17 protein-coding genes and 1 pseudogene are annotated in these 16,583 nt (G+C 47.8%); 7 read left to right on the forward strand and 11 right to left on the reverse strand.

What is annotated here, in order from left to right; all coding sequences use genetic code 11:
- Nucleotides 1-204 precede the first annotated feature (204 nt).
- Nucleotides 205-1,683: a PTS cellobiose/arbutin/salicin transporter subunit IIBC gene (gene ascF / locus OCU60_RS22145; RefSeq protein WP_074374367.1), complete on the forward strand. Its 1,479-nt coding sequence runs from the start codon at nt 205-207 to the stop codon at nt 1,681-1,683.
- A gap of 65 nt (nt 1,684-1,748) precedes the next feature.
- On the forward strand, nt 1,749-3,179 hold the full coding sequence (gene ascB, locus OCU60_RS22150) for a 6-phospho-beta-glucosidase (RefSeq protein ID WP_074374368.1): 1,431 nt from the start codon (nt 1,749-1,751) through the stop codon (nt 3,177-3,179).
- Nucleotides 3,180-3,246: 67 nt separating this feature from the next.
- Here ascB and OCU60_RS22155 read toward each other — a convergent pair whose 3' ends face one another.
- From OCU60_RS22155 to OCU60_RS22170, 4 genes are all read right to left on the reverse strand, one after another.
- Complete coding sequence (locus OCU60_RS22155) at nt 3,247-3,663, reverse strand: hypothetical protein (RefSeq protein WP_205410521.1); 417 nt, start codon at nt 3,661-3,663, stop codon at nt 3,247-3,249.
- Complete coding sequence (locus OCU60_RS22160; protein ID WP_074374370.1) at nt 3,647-4,102, reverse strand: hypothetical protein; 456 nt, start codon at nt 4,100-4,102, stop codon at nt 3,647-3,649. Before OCU60_RS22160 ends, OCU60_RS22155 begins: the two co-directional genes overlap by 17 nt.
- Nucleotides 4,103-4,160: 58 nt before the next feature.
- Complete coding sequence (locus tag OCU60_RS22165; RefSeq protein WP_083602726.1) at nt 4,161-6,455, reverse strand: TonB-dependent siderophore receptor; 2,295 nt, start codon at nt 6,453-6,455, stop codon at nt 4,161-4,163.
- A 222-nt stretch (nt 6,456-6,677) separates the two neighbouring features.
- On the reverse strand, nt 6,678-7,529 hold the full coding sequence (locus tag OCU60_RS22170) for an AraC family transcriptional regulator (RefSeq protein ID WP_074374371.1): 852 nt from the start codon (nt 7,527-7,529) through the stop codon (nt 6,678-6,680).
- Nucleotides 7,530-7,719: 190 nt separating this feature from the next.
- Here OCU60_RS22170 and OCU60_RS22175 point away from each other — a divergent pair, with 190 nt between their 5' ends.
- Nucleotides 7,720-8,112: a hypothetical protein gene (locus tag OCU60_RS22175; RefSeq protein WP_074374372.1), complete on the forward strand. Its 393-nt coding sequence runs from the start codon at nt 7,720-7,722 to the stop codon at nt 8,110-8,112.
- 89 nt (nt 8,113-8,201) lie between these two features.
- Here OCU60_RS22175 and OCU60_RS22180 read toward each other — a convergent pair.
- The 4 genes and pseudogenes from OCU60_RS22180 to OCU60_RS22195 all read right to left on the reverse strand — a co-directional run.
- A pseudogene (locus tag OCU60_RS22180) lies at nt 8,202-8,369 on the reverse strand (GNAT family N-acetyltransferase); the annotation flags it as partial.
- A gap of 111 nt (nt 8,370-8,480) precedes the next feature.
- Nucleotides 8,481-8,897, reverse strand: coding sequence for a VOC family protein (locus OCU60_RS22185; RefSeq protein WP_074374373.1), 417 nt, complete (start codon nt 8,895-8,897; stop codon nt 8,481-8,483).
- Nucleotides 8,898-9,038: 141 nt separating this feature from the next.
- On the reverse strand, nt 9,039-9,464 hold the full coding sequence (locus OCU60_RS22190; RefSeq protein ID WP_074374374.1) for a GFA family protein: 426 nt from the start codon (nt 9,462-9,464) through the stop codon (nt 9,039-9,041).
- A gap of 330 nt (nt 9,465-9,794) precedes the next feature.
- Complete coding sequence (locus tag OCU60_RS22195; RefSeq protein ID WP_159439486.1) at nt 9,795-10,598, reverse strand: GNAT family N-acetyltransferase; 804 nt, start codon at nt 10,596-10,598, stop codon at nt 9,795-9,797.
- Nucleotides 10,599-11,049: 451 nt separating this feature from the next.
- Here OCU60_RS22195 and OCU60_RS22200 point away from each other — a divergent pair, with 451 nt between their 5' ends.
- Nucleotides 11,050-11,313, forward strand: coding sequence for a hypothetical protein (locus OCU60_RS22200; protein WP_074374377.1), 264 nt, complete (start codon nt 11,050-11,052; stop codon nt 11,311-11,313).
- Between the two features lie 362 nt (nt 11,314-11,675).
- Nucleotides 11,676-11,849 (forward strand): nucleotidyltransferase, encoded by a 174-nt coding sequence (locus OCU60_RS22205; protein ID WP_095533334.1) that lies wholly within the window; start codon nt 11,676-11,678, stop codon nt 11,847-11,849.
- Nucleotides 11,850-11,880: 31 nt separating this feature from the next.
- On the opposite strand, the gene OCU60_RS22210 is transcribed toward OCU60_RS22205, so the two are convergent.
- Nucleotides 11,881-12,531, reverse strand: coding sequence for a hypothetical protein (locus tag OCU60_RS22210; RefSeq protein ID WP_074374378.1), 651 nt, complete (start codon nt 12,529-12,531; stop codon nt 11,881-11,883).
- The gene (locus tag OCU60_RS22215; RefSeq protein WP_205410522.1) at nt 12,524-14,437 is read right to left on the reverse strand and encodes a hypothetical protein; all 1,914 of its coding nucleotides are present in this window, start codon (nt 14,435-14,437) and stop codon (nt 12,524-12,526) included. Before OCU60_RS22215 ends, OCU60_RS22210 begins: the two co-directional genes overlap by 8 nt.
- 4 nt (nt 14,438-14,441) lie before the next feature.
- Between OCU60_RS22215 and OCU60_RS22220 the strand changes: the two genes are divergently transcribed.
- Complete coding sequence (locus OCU60_RS22220; protein WP_205410523.1) at nt 14,442-14,645, forward strand: HEPN domain-containing protein; 204 nt, start codon at nt 14,442-14,444, stop codon at nt 14,643-14,645.
- A gap of 185 nt (nt 14,646-14,830) precedes the next feature.
- Here the strand turns inward: OCU60_RS22220 and OCU60_RS22225 are convergent, their stop codons facing one another.
- The gene (locus OCU60_RS22225; protein ID WP_074374380.1) at nt 14,831-15,133 is read right to left on the reverse strand and encodes a contact-dependent growth inhibition system immunity protein; all 303 of its coding nucleotides are present in this window, start codon (nt 15,131-15,133) and stop codon (nt 14,831-14,833) included.
- Nucleotides 15,134-15,640: 507 nt separating this feature from the next.
- Between OCU60_RS22225 and OCU60_RS22230 the strand changes: the two genes are divergently transcribed.
- Nucleotides 15,641-16,519: a HEPN domain-containing protein gene (locus tag OCU60_RS22230; RefSeq protein ID WP_074374460.1), complete on the forward strand. Its 879-nt coding sequence runs from the start codon at nt 15,641-15,643 to the stop codon at nt 16,517-16,519.
- The last annotated feature ends 64 nt before the right edge of the window (nt 16,520-16,583 follow it).

The raw sequence follows: 16,583 nt of genomic DNA on the forward strand, positions 1-16,583 counted from the left end.
TCTCATTTTTGAAATTCACGCGAAGATAGGGGTTTACCCGATTAACTTTACCGGTAACATGTTACCGGTAACTTAAAGCACTGTAAAGTCACTTACTCAACCAATCTAATAACAAAACAAATGCATTTTTCCGGCTAAGATTTTTCGCCAAAGCCACTCGAATCACGGATGAGCATCACCGGGAAGCGTTTCTAGGAGATAACAATGTCCAACAATTACAAGACAATTGCGCAATCCGTTGTCACACACGTGGGAGGAAAAGATAACGTCTCCGCGCTGACCCACTGCATGACACGGCTCCGCTTTGTACTCAACGACGCGAGCTTGGTTGATATCCCTCAGCTCAAAGCGACTCAAGGCGTGATGGGCGTGGTTGATAATGGCGATAAAATCCAAGTGATCATCGGTAACGAAGTGGCTGTTGCTTACAAAGAAGTGATGTCTCTTATCGATATTGATGCCGCACCGCCCGTGACCTCCACAGAGAAAAAGCAAAAACTGACGGCAAAGGTCATCGGTGCAAAAATGCTGGATGCGCTTGTCGGCACCATGTCGCCCCTCATCCCTGCGATTATCGGCGGCTCGATGGTGAAGCTGCTGGCGATGGTCTTAGAGATGACCGGTTGGGTTGAACCCAACGCGCCGACGTTGATCATTCTCAAAGCGATTGGTGACGGTGCTTTCTTCTTCCTGCCCGTAATGGTAGCCGCTTCAGCAGCAATCAAATTCAAAACCAATATGTCACTGGCGATTGCGATTGCCGGGGTACTGATTCATCCCAATTTTATCGCCCTGATGGCTCAGGCAGCGCAGGGCCAGCAAGTTGATCTGTTCGGGGTCTCCATTACTGCGGTGAAGTACACCTATACGGTGATTCCGGCACTGGTGATGACTTGGGTCCTGTCCTACATTGAGCACTGGGTGGATCGGATTACGCCGGTCGTGACCAAAAACTTCCTCAAACCGATGCTAATCGTCTTGATTGCCGCGCCCATTGCTATTGTGGTGATTGGCCCTGTCGGTATCTGGATCGGGACAGCCATTTCAGCGGTGGTTTATACTATTCACGGCACACTGGGCTGGTTATCGGTTGCGATCATGGGCGCACTATGGCCTCTCTTGGTACTCACCGGGATGCACCGCGTCTTTACGCCAACCATTATCCAAACCATTGCGGAAACAGGCCGGGAAGGTATGGTCATGCCGTCTGAAATCGGAGCGAATTTAGGCATGGGCGGCGCATGTTTAGCCGTCGCTTACAAAACCAAAAACATCGCGCTCAAACAAACCGCGCTCGCGGCAGGCGCTTCAGCGATTTTCGCGGGTATCTCTGAGCCGGCACTGTATGGTGTCCTTGTCCGTCTCAAACGCCCGCTGATTGCGACGATGATTACGGGGTTCATTGTCGGTGCGCTCGCTGGGATGGGCGGTTTAGCCAGTCATTCCATGGCGTCACCGAGCTTATTTACCAGTGTGCAGTTCTTCGATGTCAACGACCCGATGAGTATTGTCTGGGTGTTCGGTCTGATTGCCCTCGCGATTGTACTCTCGTTTGTTCTGACGCTGATACTCGGCTTTGAAGATGATCCTCAAGTCGATGATGACCAAGCGCTCAACGCTGACCATGCTGCTGGCGATGAGAATGATGACCATAAAGTCACATCACCACAAGCGACCACTTAATCAGTATTTGATATATGCAAGCCATCTGATATTGAAGATGGCTTGCATCGATAAAAAGGAAACACATGTCTGAACTGCATTTTCCACAAAATTTTCTCTGGGGTGGCGCCATTGCCGCAAACCAATCAGAAGGGGCTTACCTTGCAGACGGCAAAGGTTTAACCACGGTTGATATGATCCCATACGGTGAAAATCGGCTGCCGATTAAACTGGGGCAAGTTGCCAACGTTACACTCAGTGAAGATGAATTCTATCCAAGCCATCATGCCATTGACTTCTATCATCGCTATCGTGAAGATATCGCCCTGTTGGCGGAAATGGGTTTCAAAGTGTTTCGCCTGTCGATTGCATGGAGTCGCATTTACCCCAATGGCGATGACGCTGAGCCGAACCAAGCAGGCTTAGACTTCTATCTGAACGTCTTTAAAGAGTGCCACAAGTATGGCATCGAACCGTTGGTTACTTTGTGCCACTTTGATGTGCCCATGAATCTGGTCAATCAATACGGCTCATGGCGCAACCGTGACATGATCACGTTCTTTACCCGTTATGCGCGCACCTGTTTCGAACACTATCGTGGTCTGGTCAAATACTGGCTCACATTCAACGAGATCAACATCTTGCTGGCGAGCCCATTCTCAGGTGCCGGATTACTGTTTCAAGCCGGTGAAAATCACGACCAGGTGAAGTATCAAGCCGCGCATCATCAATTAGTTGCCAGCGCACTGGCGACCAAAATCGCCCATGAAACAGACCCGCAAAACCAAGTCGGTTGTATGCTCGCAGGCGGGAACTTCTACCCTTATTCCTGTAAGCCGCAGGATGTGTTGACCGCGATGGAAAAAGACCGCGAAAACCTATTCTTTATCGATGTGCAATCGCGCGGCTATTACCCGGCATACAGCCAATCGGTCTTCGAGAAAAAAGGCGTACAACTTCAGACCGACGCTGAAGACTTTGAAATTCTCAAACATACCGTCGATTTCATTTCCTTCAGTTATTACGCTTCGCGCTGCGCATCTGCCGATATGAATGACGGCAACACCAGTGCAGCAAACGTGGTGAAATCAATTCGCAACCCTCATTTACCCGCCAGTGACTGGGGTTGGGTGATTGATCCGCTGGGGTTGAGAATTACCATGAATACCCTGTATGACCGTTACCAAAAACCGCTCTTTTTAGTCGAAAATGGTTTAGGGGCCAAAGACACCCCGAACGAGAACGGTGAAATCAACGATGACTATCGCATTGATTACCTGCGTCAACACATTCAGGCCATGCATGACGCGATGCAAGATGGCGTGCCGCTGATGGGATTCACCCCTTGGGGATGTATCGACTTAGTGGCAGCATCAACCGGTGAAATGAGTAAGCGCTATGGCTTTATCTACGTTGATCGTGACAACTTAGGCCAAGGCACCCTAAACCGGACACCGAAGAAGTCCTTCTACTGGTACAAAAAAGTCATTGCCAGCAATGGCAAAGATGTCCGTTAACAGCAACCCGAGTTTAACAATCCCCTTTTCACCCTCCCTCAAATCAAGAAAAGGGGATTGTTTCTTTCTACTCACGCAATCCTGAAAAAGCCATTCGTGGATTGCCCAACAGCCCTTTGGCAATCTCCATCGCTTCCTCGTGCGACGCAGCAACAATCAACGGGTAGCCCCAGAACTTAGCAAAGAGCACTGCAAACGCCTTGATACCGAGGCGTTTGGCTTGACTGGGTTCCACCATAATCATGGCCTGAACCAGCTTGCGCAACTCAGCCTTGTGTTCTCTCATCCAGAATGCAGTGCGTCTCTTCTCTTCCGGTGAATGTTCATGGTCTTCAGCAGGTGCAGTATCGGTCAATAGCACAAAGGGTTCGCCGCGCTTCAGATTGGCCTCGAATGCTGCGAAGTCTTTTTCGTGGTCATGCCCCGGCTCATGCGAAAAACGCATCCAGACGAAGGGAAAGTTTGAGCTATTCATCGACATCATGTACTCCTTTGCTCTTGAGGTGGCACCAAGTGGCTACAATGGCGAACACGCCCGGCACAGTGATGAAGAAAACAGCGGAGAAGGCAACGTACCAACCGTCGCGCACCCCATCGGAGATCCCGCCGAGGGTATTGAGGACGACCATCAGACTACCGAGGATCAGCGCCCCCCACTGAGCCTTCCGGGTGCCGATCAGTGCGAGCAACACCGTGATGATCCAACACCCATAGAATGTCGGAAATACCCACAGTACGTCGGGCTCAAACGTCATCGTCGGCGTTGCGCCCTGTGCTCTGACAAAGCCGTTGACGTAAAAGAACAGCTGGAAGGTGACAAAAAGCACGGCGCCGACGCCGCTAGTCAGCCAGAACAGGGCAACCCTGTTCTGGTGGTGGATGGTCGCAGGGCGACGCGGGTAGAGATTAGATTGGGATGACATAATTTTCTCTCTTATCAAGTTAGGTATGCAAAAGAACAGATGTGCTATACGGACACACTCACAACTTGTAGTTCAGCGTTAACATGACGTTGCGCGGTGCACCATAGCTCACGGTGTCGAAGTCACCCTTCTGTAGCGCGTACTTCTTGTCGAACACGTTGTTCAGGTTGACTGCCAGATTGATCTCCTTCGTGATGTCGTACCGTCCCATCAGGGATACCAGAGCATAGGAACCCTGTTCCCCGCCCAATGTGCTCGTCCCAGTATTGGCCGTTTGGTAGAAACGACTTTGCCACTGAATACCGCCGCCAAGCGTCAACGAGTGCCAGTCTCCGGACAACTGGTAGGTATTGAAAAGCTGGGCCGTGGTGCGTGGTAGCTTCGAATTCAGACGCACGCCATGACCATCTTCCGCCGTGAAGTGAGCGATGCCGGCGTAGATATTCCAGCCCGGTGCCAGCTCGCCCTGCAAGTCGAGCTCGATGCCGCGCGATTTCGTTCCATCAGCGCCCTGATAAGCTTGGGATCCGCTCGGTGTATAGGTCCCTGCAACCATTTGTGCCGCGTTGTCCAGTTTGGTCTCGAACAAGTCCACCGACGCATTCAGACGCCCGTCCATGTAAGCCCCTTTGAGGCCGATTTCCTTGGTTTTTCCCTGTGACGGTGTGAGCACGTTGCCGCGACTGTCCCGATAGTCGGTTTGCGGATTGAATATGTCTGTGTAGCTGACGTAAGTCGAATAAGTCTTGTTGATGTCGTAGACCAAGCCGGCATACGGCGTAAATTCACCGCTCTTTTTGTAGTGCAATGAAGTGCCATTGACGTTGTCATCGATGGCGTAGTTGCTGAAGCGGCCGCCGATAATGAGTTTTAGAGGATCGGCCAGCGAAAACCGGACTGCGCTATAGATACCGCTCTGCTTGACTCGGGTGTGGGTCGGAACCGAAGTCTTGGCATCGAAGTCAGGGCGGGGATAGGCAGGCCCCAAGTCATAGACATTGACCGGTGCAATACCGGCATAGAATGGTGCAATATCCTCTTGGCTCGATGTGCGGCGCGAACTCGTCGCCCCCACCACTAAATCGTGTTGGCGACCCAGCAGTTCGAAGGGGCCGCTTGCCATCACGTCGAAGGTATTTTGACGGCTGTGACCTCCGGATGCCAGCGCGACCGGACGGGCGCCATAGGGAAAGGAACCCAGGCCTGTTTCACGATCAGGGCGACCGACCAAGCCGAGCAATTCGGCATCGTATTCCGTGCGGTACTGGTTAGCCGTGGCTTTGATATTCCAGCCATTGTCGAAGAAGTGTTCGATCTCGGCAAACGCCGTCTTGAGCGTGTTGTCCCAGTGGCTCCAGTCCTGCGCGTAGTTCTTACCGCGTGCATACTCTGCCTGTGTACCGTCGCTGAACCATAACGGCAAACCGCCCCAGGTCGACCCCTTCGGCGTGATGTCCTGATAGTCATAACCCAGACTCAACGTCGTGTTCTCGGTCAGATCTGCCTCGATGATGCCGTAGAACCCTTTCCGCTGCGGCTTGTAGCCGTCGAGGTACGAATGGCCGTCTTGATACGTCCCGACGATACGGGCGCGAATACGACCGTCTTCGGTCAACGGTGTCGATATGTCGGCCATACCTCGGTGAGTATCCCAGCTCCCCGCACCAATTGAGGCGGCAGCCGAGAAGTCACGGGTTGGCCGTTTGCGCACGAGGTTGATGGCAGCCGAGGGATTACCGGTGCCCGTCAGCAAGCCAGAACCCCCGCGCACGACTTCGACCTGATCATAGAACGCGGTATCGAGAGAACCGATGCCACTGCCATTGACGACGTCACCGACAACGGTGGGAATACCGTCGTACTGAACGTTATTGATCAAAAAACCCCGCGAATAGAAACTCGTTCGCTCACTGTCGGACTGGTACGACGCGATGCCTGTGGTGTTGTCCAACACGCCCTGCACCGAATTCAACTGCTGATCATCGATACGCTGGCGCGTGATCACCGTGACCGCCTGTGGTGTTTCCTGCAGCGACAGCGGCAAGCGCGTCGCCGCCGCGGTCTTACCAATCGTATAGGCATCAGTCCCTTCGCCCATAACCGTCATGGTCGGCAAGGTCGCCGTTTCCTGAGCCGTTTTCTTCCCATCCTTGTTTTGGCGCTGCTCTGACTTGGCAGCGAATGCGCTCTGTGCGCTGATGAGAACAACCGCCGCGACAGCAGAACCAAGCACGGTGCGGGGTGTACTTCTGATGGCCCCTTTGTATAACCCATCGGGCAGAGGATAGATAGTCGGCTCGGTGCGCGTATCAGTTGACCCACGCAACTTCCCTGTAGTTTTGAAACAACCCATTAAATGATACTCATTTGCAATTAGATGTTCTATTTAATAATAAAATTGCATGGGTGTAATGGCGAAATTAGGCCTAATTATTATTCATTTAGGCCAAATACATTTGTCTCACTCTTTTTGGCTGGATTGCAAAATAAATTGGCTTAATTTCGCCATGAGCGGCTTATAGAGATGACGATCACGCCGGCTCCAGCGTAGGAACGCTTCTGGTGCGAAACCAAATCAGGTTAGACCCTGTTCGGAAAGTATGATGGCTGGCACAGCCGTCGTCTCTCCGTTGGTCATTCGTTCCGAGATGTATCGCGCTGGGGGCTTGCCGACTGCCTTGCGGAACATGGTCACGAAACCACTGGCATTCTCGTAACCCAATTCCAACGCCACCGTCTGCACGCTTTCACCTTTGGTCAGGCGCTGGAGTGCAAGGATCACATGCAATTGCCGCCGCCAGCGTCCGAAACTCATACCGATTTCGTTCAGCAGCAGCCGACTCATGTTTCGTTCACTCATGCCGATGCGGGTAGCCCACTCCCCCTTCAATGTTTTATCTGTGGGGTCGGCCAGCAGCATCTCCGCGAGCTGACGCAATCGCGGATCGTGTGGCACCGGCAGATGGAGGTTTTCTACCGGTGCTGCCGCCAGCTCATCCAGTAAAGTAGCGATCAGCCGATCTTCCCGGCTTCCGAGTTCATACAATTTGGGAAAGCCAGCCACCTTCAGCAGCAATTCACGTAGCAGCGGCGATACTGAAATCGTGCAGCAGGTTTTTGGCAGATCCGGTGCGGCATCAGGCTCGACGAACAGGCAATAACATTCCGTTTCACCCGCTCCCCGGGATGAGTGGGGCAAGTTTCCCGGTATCCATACAGCGCACTGCGGCGGCACGATCCAGACTCCGTCTTCAACTTCGCAGTTGAGAATACCGCGAACGGAGTAAATCAGTTGCGCCTTGTGATGCTGATGACGGGCCTGTTCCCAGTCCTTTGTTACCGATGTGGCACTCAGCGCAACCACCGGCCGGGGGACATTATCAACATCTCGGGCAGTGCTCAGGTCGGTGATTGTAATGTTAGACATAGTCAGTTCTGAACCTCGGATCGACGATGAGAAGGTCAAATATTTTGGCCGAATTGAAAAATATTATGGCGAAATGATGCAATGACGTCCAGCGATCCTACAGGTATCTTAGGATCAACGATGCTGCCTGTTCTGCTCGCTCGGAGCTGACCACCAGCAATTTCTTGTAATGTTCTGAAGGAGTATTGGTATGCAGATTGATACCTCGCAGTTTCCTCTGGTCTGGACGCGATTCAACGCGCCGGGCACCGATCCCGAAACCTCGCCTTTTGCCGAGTTCGAGGCATTACTCGCTCGCAAGAGCGCCTTTGTGCTGCTCAACGACGAGGGGCTTGATAAAGGCGATCACGAACATTCGCCGGATGAAATGAAACAAACATCGCGTTGGATGAAACGTAATAAAAGCGAGTTGAAAGCCTTTGTGAAAGCTGCGATCTACATCGAGCCGAATATCGCCAAGCGAATGGCAACGAAAGCGTTCGCCTCGGTATATGAGAAGTTCTGGGGTTATCCCATGCTCATGGTTGCCACCAAGGACGAAGCACTGGCTCTGGCGCAGAAGTTCTTAGCAGACGAGACCTGAAAGATGAACTGGTGTACAGAGCATCGATGCCTCTGAAATTGGATACAAAGTCATCCTTGACAGCATCGTCGTTTATCATACTCCGTGTGCTAGACGTTGCTATTGCCCGAACTGTTGAATGAGTACATTCGAACTTCATCCCGAGCAAACCAGCCTAGCCTTTCATAAAATTGTTGGGCATTCACATTGTCGTTATACACAAATAAGTGAGTTTTAGGGACACCTATTTTAGCTAGCGAACGGACGGCTTGGTCAACTCACTCACGACCGAGCTTCGCCCACCAAAGGGCTATCACTTCGTCATAGTCCACGATTTCCATTTCACGAATTTTTACCACGTGACTCTCCTTGCGTATACGCTTGTCATGCTACCTTTTCGCCATTGGGTGGTCTGGGTTTAATTGAAGAAGATCCCACAAGTTTCCATACAAATCTTCAAACACGGCTACCGTGCCATAGTCTTGTTCAGTTGGCTCTCGGACGAAGTGAATACCAATCGATTTCATGCGCTCAAAGTCACGCCAGAAATCATCAGTATTTAGAAATAGGAATACTCGACCACCGGCTTGATTACCAATGAAATCATGCTGTTCTGGCTTCGAGGCTTTGGCAAGTAACAATGTGACACCATGAGAATTTGGTGGCGCGACAACCACCCAGCGTTTGTCTTGTGCAGGTTGATAAGTATCTTCAATCAGTTCAAATTTGAGTTTGTTTACGTAAAAATCAATTGCTTCATCATAGTCTTTTACAACCAAAGCAATATGGACAATGTTCTGTTTCATCGTATTCCTTATTAAAGATTTTGACCGGTAGCATGATACCCCAATCAATTGCGCATTGCGCTGGGACCAAGCGGTTGAAAAACATGAAAAGGCAACCGCGAAGCTTAACTGTATCAATTGCTTTGATTTGTGATGATCACGTCACCGACGTAACGCTAACCAATCCCTTTCACTTGGCATCGTTTCAAATTGCGGAAGACCATCGTTTATGAACCCCACATCCCAGTTTGCATGAGATCCAACATAGACATGAGCGACAACTTTTGTATCCACCGGCTCGGACAGCAAACCAGCAGGCACCCAGTATGAATCACCATTCGAGCTGATATTGGGTACCGGACTACCACACTGACAACAAAAATCAGATTTAAAACCCGAGTGAGTAGAGAACGACCTGATTTGCTCCTCGCCGCTACACCAATTAAAATTGGATACCTTAACTATCAAAGCTGAGTTTGATGAAGAACCCGACACTTTGCGACACAACGAACAATGACATTGATAAATGGGTGGTAATTCGCCTGACAACTCAAACGAGACCTCTCCACATAAACAGTTTCCTTTCAATTGAATGATTCCTTGTCAATGAGTACGCATAACGCCAAGCTAAGCGCTGCCGCATTCAGCGTCCTTGCTTGCGCTTTTTGTATGCTTACTTACGTAAAAAACACCCAGCACCATACCGACCGTCAAGCCGAGAACATGGCCTGGCTTCGGATAATGAGCGGAAATAACGCCCGCAATAAGGTGTGCCCCGTTGAACCAGCCAAGCGCACCGAACTTTAAACCAAAACTGACGAGTGTAACGCATCACCTTGATTGCCTTGTTAGCTGGCTATGCCGAATTAGCATTGAATGCATTGGCATTGTTGCATTTAAACTCAAAGTAATGTGTTGCTATCTTTTCCATTCATAACGGATATTTGTACAGTATTGGGAAAATCCTATCTTCTTGTACATCCCGAACCCTTTATTCGAGGACTGGAGAATCGCAACCTTATACCCGTCATTAAAAGCATCTTTTAAGATAACATTCATCATATTTCGACCAATACCTTTTCCCCTAAAGCTCGGTATTGTTGAGACCCAATAAACACCAACGACCCCGTCGCTATAAAAACAACTAGCAGTAGCAACAGGCTGACCATCATATAAACCTAAATAACTTTTCACAGGATTTTTAAAACCTGCATCCATTAGAATTTTTTTATATATTGGCCTAAGTTCATGGCTTAATTGAAAACCTTCAAACAAAGTAATGACCCAATCTTCTAAACCTTCCTCAGTACTCACTTGTTTTACAGTTAATTTTTCTAATGATTGTGGAGGAAATTCATGACACGCAAGATCGGCTGCCATCCCCGGATTTTCAGAAGAAACCTTTAGCCCCTGAGATACAAGTATTTCCCCTAAGTTTTTTGGACAACTTGAGGACCACACTTTCCAACAGAAGCCATCCTTTCTCGACTCTAAACTGTCCAGCATGTCACGAATAAGTGTATCTGGGTCATTTGGGTTAATTGTGGTTTCCAAAACCCCATTAAAAATTGGGATAGGGTTGGTACTTTCAATCCGGATGAATTGCTCATTGTTTTCTAGTGTAATAACACCTGACTGGGCCAGAAATAAATCATAAGAGAGTTGATTTTTATCGATCAACTTGGATAAACGCTGAGGTTCAAAATCTTTAATAGAATACATACTTTCTCTCCAAGTTAATCTAAACAGTACTACCATTTCATTTAACGATTGCCGCTTGTCGCTCCTGCCAGCTAACAGTGATTAGACAGCATCCCGCCGTATAACATCCCAGCACTGTGCTGTATAACACAACTTATGATATTAGAACATTGTTGTCTATCTTGCTGAAAATAAAAACAAAATGATGCATGAAATATGAGATGGGGGTAGACATTACAGCACTGTGCTGTCTAAAATCTGCCGCTCGCTCTTTTATCAGTGAACTTGAGATAAGATTCTCTCTCCTTTCTCTGCAAAGAAAATCAATAAAATCTGAATCATTAGGGCGAAAATGCCATGAGGTGACTGTTTTGTCCAAAACCCGACGATTCCTGTCAACTTCTGTTCAGATATGATCCACAAACCCTTCTAGCATGAATGTTCCCTTTCCTAACCTATGGACAGATTCAACATGCTAGCCACGCCATCAGACAAATATGTACCCGCACCGGTCATTCGTTTTCCGCAAAGAACTTGGCCGTCAAAACAGTTAGAACAAGGCCCCCGCTGGTGCTCGACCGATTTAAGAGACGGCAACCAGTCGTTAGCCAACCCGATGAACATCGATAAAAAATTGAAGTTTTTTGATCATCTGGTGACGTGTGGATTTAAGGAGGTTGAAGTGGCATTTCCGTCTGCATCACAAAGAGTCAGCTTATCAGGACACACACCTTAAAGTGCGTCATATTTCGGTGCCGGAGGCTGGGAAGGTAAATTGTAATTCCGTAGTTTGGGAAAACCACCCGACCAAGAAAACCATTCACGGATGAATGGTTAGGCTTTTCCGGGCAGGACGCCCGTAAAAGCCGATTCTGGACAACGCACGACGCCGCCAAACAAAAAATATTTTCTGGTTCGTCTTTCATCTCTGCGAAAATTACGAGGACACACACCATAAGTAAATCCATTCCTTGAGGTGCGTGTCCTGATTATTTTTTCTTTGCCTGTACCCTACTCACCTGCACCAATTATTTACCCAAGTCCCACAACATCGAAAAACTGGGTAAACTATGCGCCCAAATCGATGCTGAATTTGCAATGATTTTCCCTCTCGATAACAAATTCCACCGCCGCTGCTTCCGCCGCCGACAACGCGCCTATATCGAAGCCCGCTATTCAGAGCATTATGAGATTACCGTGGAAGAATTGGCATATCTGGAAACAGAAGTGCGGCGGTTGAAAGGATTGGTGGAACGGGTTTGTTTGGGGTAGGCTGGAACTGAAGTTCCAGATTACCCAGTAATTACTCACTTGAAAAAAATTCAGGTTCCCACTCTAAAATTAAATTTTTTATCGCATCAATATTCCATTGTTTATTCAGATCATCATCGGATTGTTTATCCAGATACAAAAAACATTCTTTTAAAGTTGGTAAATATTCTTTCCATCCCTGACCTCCAATTAACCTCATAAAAAGTGTCACATCTAGTGTCATTTCACAAAGCAACAATAGTATCTTTGTTGCTAGAGGAAATATTTTCTTTCGTGCATACTCTCCTTGATTAAAAGATGTATCTGCACATCTTGCGTAATAGTCATATGTACTAGATAAAAATGATTCATAGGTCGTGTCGTAAAATGTATGTAACCGATGAGGTTCCAAGTTCCCTAATTGATCAATACGTTGATCAATACAGTATTGATAATAATCAATAGCTTTTTCATTACCCCAAGCAGCGAGAAGCTTACAGGCTTCAAGAGAAATTAATGAATATTTCGGTTCATGAATCGGCTTTAGTAAAGCTTCTAATTGGGGGATGCGTTCTTGAGGAATTTCTTCATTCTCGCAACCGAAAACATCCTCCATATCATCAATTAAACATCCACTTTTATCATAATGAATGTATAAAAGATCATAAATTTCTTGTCCCATTAATTCTTGCAAACTACTCATCCATTACGCCTTTTTTAATGTAATCACGAGAAACACAGCCAGAGATTAGACACTCATTATCCCTCACTGCATTAGACAAGTCACCTTTAGCTCTATCAAGCTTTTTTAGATTGTCCAGACTAGGATTCGTATCATAACGCTTCTGCGCCTTATCAATTTTTTGTTGAAGTGCGGCTTGTACCTGTTGAGGGGTAATAATTTTAACATGTTTAATTTTACCTGAATCAATATCTTGCTGTAAGCGACCAGTATCGATTTCTATCGCATCAGAACCATAATTTTTCTCAGTTCTAGCAGTGTTACCATCGACTGCGGTTGCCGAAATATACTGACTATTACTTTTTGCTGGATCAGAACCACGAATATGTTGTTGAATAGTAACATTTCCATCTGGGTTAGCTGGGACCAAATTGCCATTCTCATCTATATACGCTTTTTTCTGATTTCTATAATTTGTTGTTGCATAAAAATCACTGTCTCGTCGAATGACAGAAGTAGGAACACCACTACTAGAGCTAGAAGTCGTAGACAATTTCCCTTCAACTGACGCTGAACTAACCGAATCAGCTTTCTCCCCTATTCCCTTGAGTACCTTATATGCTGCTGCATCCTCTGCTGTCGCTGCGCCAGTATATTTGCCCCCTTTCGCCGCACCTAACCCAGCGGCAAGACCACTCAAGAAACCAACCCCTGACTCAAACTGCTCTTTAGTGATATTGGTTCCGTAGGCCTCATTGAATGCTTTCAGACTATTCTCAGTCCCTTGATCCATACCCGCTTGATACCGATCCGTCCGCGCATCGCTGTCGGTGTAGCCAAATGATTTGTCCACTACCGTTGCCATGTCCATATTATCGGCAACTTTCAGGAAGCTATATTTCAACAACACTTCCTGTGCTTCCGGATTGCTGGCCCCAGCCTCTTCAAGGGCTTTCATTTCATTATATTTTTCTGTGCCGACTGCATATTCCGCAGAGCAATGCGTCAAGGCACAGGCGGCCTCTTTCAGCTCTTGCTGACGGCGCTCATCATTCCCGGCAAGTGCCAGAATCGCAGTTCGCTCATCAGCATTCGGCTGACGATAATCAATCGTCGGGTCTCGCAATAATGGCGCTGCCGTTTGTGTATTTTCTTGGACTAAATCACTACGATTTGTGCCTCGCTGTAAATTCCAGCCACCGAAATCACCGCGCCCTGTATTGGCGAAGTTGAAACCAACATAATCTTCAGTGGCTTCACCCATCGTGTCGGCATACTCTTCCCGATTCGCCTTATAGGCATCATTATGTGTACCGGTACTTTGAGCATCGTCCAGATAATGTTGGGTTTCATGGCCGATGGTGTTGACAATATCTTCAAGACGGTAATGCGCTGCATCATTGATGAGCACCGTCCCTTCAGCATATGCGCCTTTCGCGGACTGACCATTCGCTGTTTTGACCAGCGCTGTCATCACTTGTGCCGGGTTCAAACCAAACTGCTCAGCAATGGAGGCTGACAGTGCCTGATAAGCCGTCTCCTTTTGCGCCGGAGTTGCAGTCGGGTTATTGAGTGTCTCGACATACGCCTGATTGTCATCGCTTGTCACAAATGTTTTTGCTGCGGTAAAGAACCCTTGTTTCTGTCCCACATGCTCCCGCAGGCTGCTGACACCACTGTCGTCATCACTCAATAAGCCTACGCTCTTTTTCGTTACCGTATCGGCAATCGCAGTGCCAGTGATTGCATTGCGTTTAAAGTCTTCCTTGATTTGTGCACGCCCCGTCTCACTCAGCAACCGATGGTCAACCGTGACATCAACGTTGCCCTGCTGACGGTCCACTGAATACAGGTCTTTCTCGGTATGCTCGACATCCCGGTTCAGACGCTCGGTATCATCACTGTTGTGTGTGTCCTCGATACGCAACCGTGTGTGTCCTCGATACGCAACCTACAAATGCCACCGCCGCTGCTTCCGTCGCCTACAACGCGCCTATATCGAAGCCCGCTATTCAGAGCATTATGAGATTACCGTGGGAGAATTGGCGTATCTGGAGGTTGAGGTGCAAAAGCTGAAAGGGTTGGTGGAACGGATTTGTTTGGGGCGGGTTGATCCCCAAACAAACCAAAATTAAGGGAGGTTTAGCCAATGAAAACTACTTGTTCAGTACTACTGTATGCCGATATATTCAATTTAGATTTGAACAAAAATCAGCCTGGCTCAAAGCACTCTTATCAAGAAGAAAACATCGGTCCTTTAGCCTATATATCTCAGTAATTCTACCCTGTTAAGCATTTATTCTTTCGTTTTAATTAATATTTACCCGAGTTTATTAGTACTTTCATCATTATCAGACAAAAGCAAACTTAGAGACATATCAATCCATTGATATGACGACATACCTTCAGATTCTGGTCTAAAGCTTCCGCCAATGTCGTTAATAAAACTCTGGGGTAAGTTATCAGTCTCACGCAGTGCTAAAAGGCAACTGTACAGCTCGTGAACTGTGTCTTCTGTTTCACATTTTACAAAACTCTCCATCAAAGACTTAGAGGTAGAGTGGTCATAGCGCCAGTCTTGATGAAAATATGCTTCAGCTAGATACCGTAAAATACTATCCATTTATTACCTATTCATTTGGTTTAGGAAAAGAAGTCTAAAAATTACAAGGACACACACCATAAGTAAATCCATTCCTTGAGGTGCGTTTCCTGATTATTATTTCTTGATTATTTGCTTTTAATCTGTGTGTCCCATGACTACTCAAATGAATCGCTGAAAGAAGAAAACCATTCCGGGAGAATGGTTAGGCTTTTCCGGGCAGGACGCCTGTAAAAGCCGGTTCTGGAAAGCACACGCCCAAGCCAAACAAAAAAGATTTTCTGGTTCGTCTTTCATCTCTGAAAGATGAACTGGCGCACAGAGCACTGATGCCTCTGAAACCGAAAAACGTAATTGTGCGTCATGCCTCGAAGTCAAAGGCGACAAGAATCACCAGACAAACCAATAAAACCGAACCCCGTCGCATTTCTCCCGGCTACCCATCTAAAACCATGACAAACAGTGTTTTTTGCCGCTCGCTTCTTTTATCCTATGGCGATTCAATCCACACAGACCGAATATCGCTTTATGAAAACATCTCTCGACCATTTGCCCGAATCCAAACAGCACGAGCTTCAGAACATTTCAACCATTCTGCGCGATACGCTGGACGACTATCTTCAGGGCAAAACAGCGAGTAAAAGCGAGTTTCGCATCCTAAAAATCATCCTGTTCGGCAGCCATGCCAAAGGCACTTGGGTCAACGATCCGGTCAACGGCTATATCAGCGATTACGATATTTTGGTGATTGTGAACAAAGCCGCACTGGTTGAGGAAGATGTGGTCTGGCAACGCGCTAAAGAGCAGATCGACCGAAAAGTCACTTCCGCACCACTGGGATTGATTGTCCATGATTTGCAGGAAGTGAACGAACGGCTACAGCAAGGGCACTACTTTTTTAAGGATATCCGTGAAGAAGGGATTGAACTGTTTGCCGCCACACCGAAACCATTGGCCGAGCCGGGGGATTTAACCGAAGCAGAAAAGCAGGAAATTGCCCGTAAGCATTATGAACAGTGGTTCAAAAGCGCCAATGGTTTCTTTGATCATTTCCAGTTCAGTTTAGAAAAAGGGGATGAGAAAATTTCTGCATTCATGCTTCATCAAGTCACAGAAAGACTCTTTGCCTGTACCCTACTCACCTGCACCAATTATTTACCCAAGTCCCACAATATCGAAAAACTGGGCAAACTATGCGCCCAAATCGATGCTGAATTTGCAACCATTTTCCCACTCGACAACAAATTCCACCGCCGCTGCTTCCGTCGCCTGCAACGCGCCTATATCGAAGCCCGCTATTCGGAGCATTACGAGATTACCGTGGAAGAATTGGCATATCTGGAGGGTGAAGTGCAGAAGCTGAAAGGATTGGTGGAACGGGTTTGTTTGGGGCGGACGCAGAGCTGAAACCTGACGTGGTCTCAGCTTTGCATCCACTTTGAAGGATGGCTCACCCCATATCTGGATTTAT

The sequence above is a fragment of the Vibrio spartinae genome (assembly GCF_024347135.1).
GTDB classification, from domain to species: domain Bacteria; phylum Pseudomonadota; class Gammaproteobacteria; order Enterobacterales; family Vibrionaceae; genus Vibrio; species Vibrio spartinae.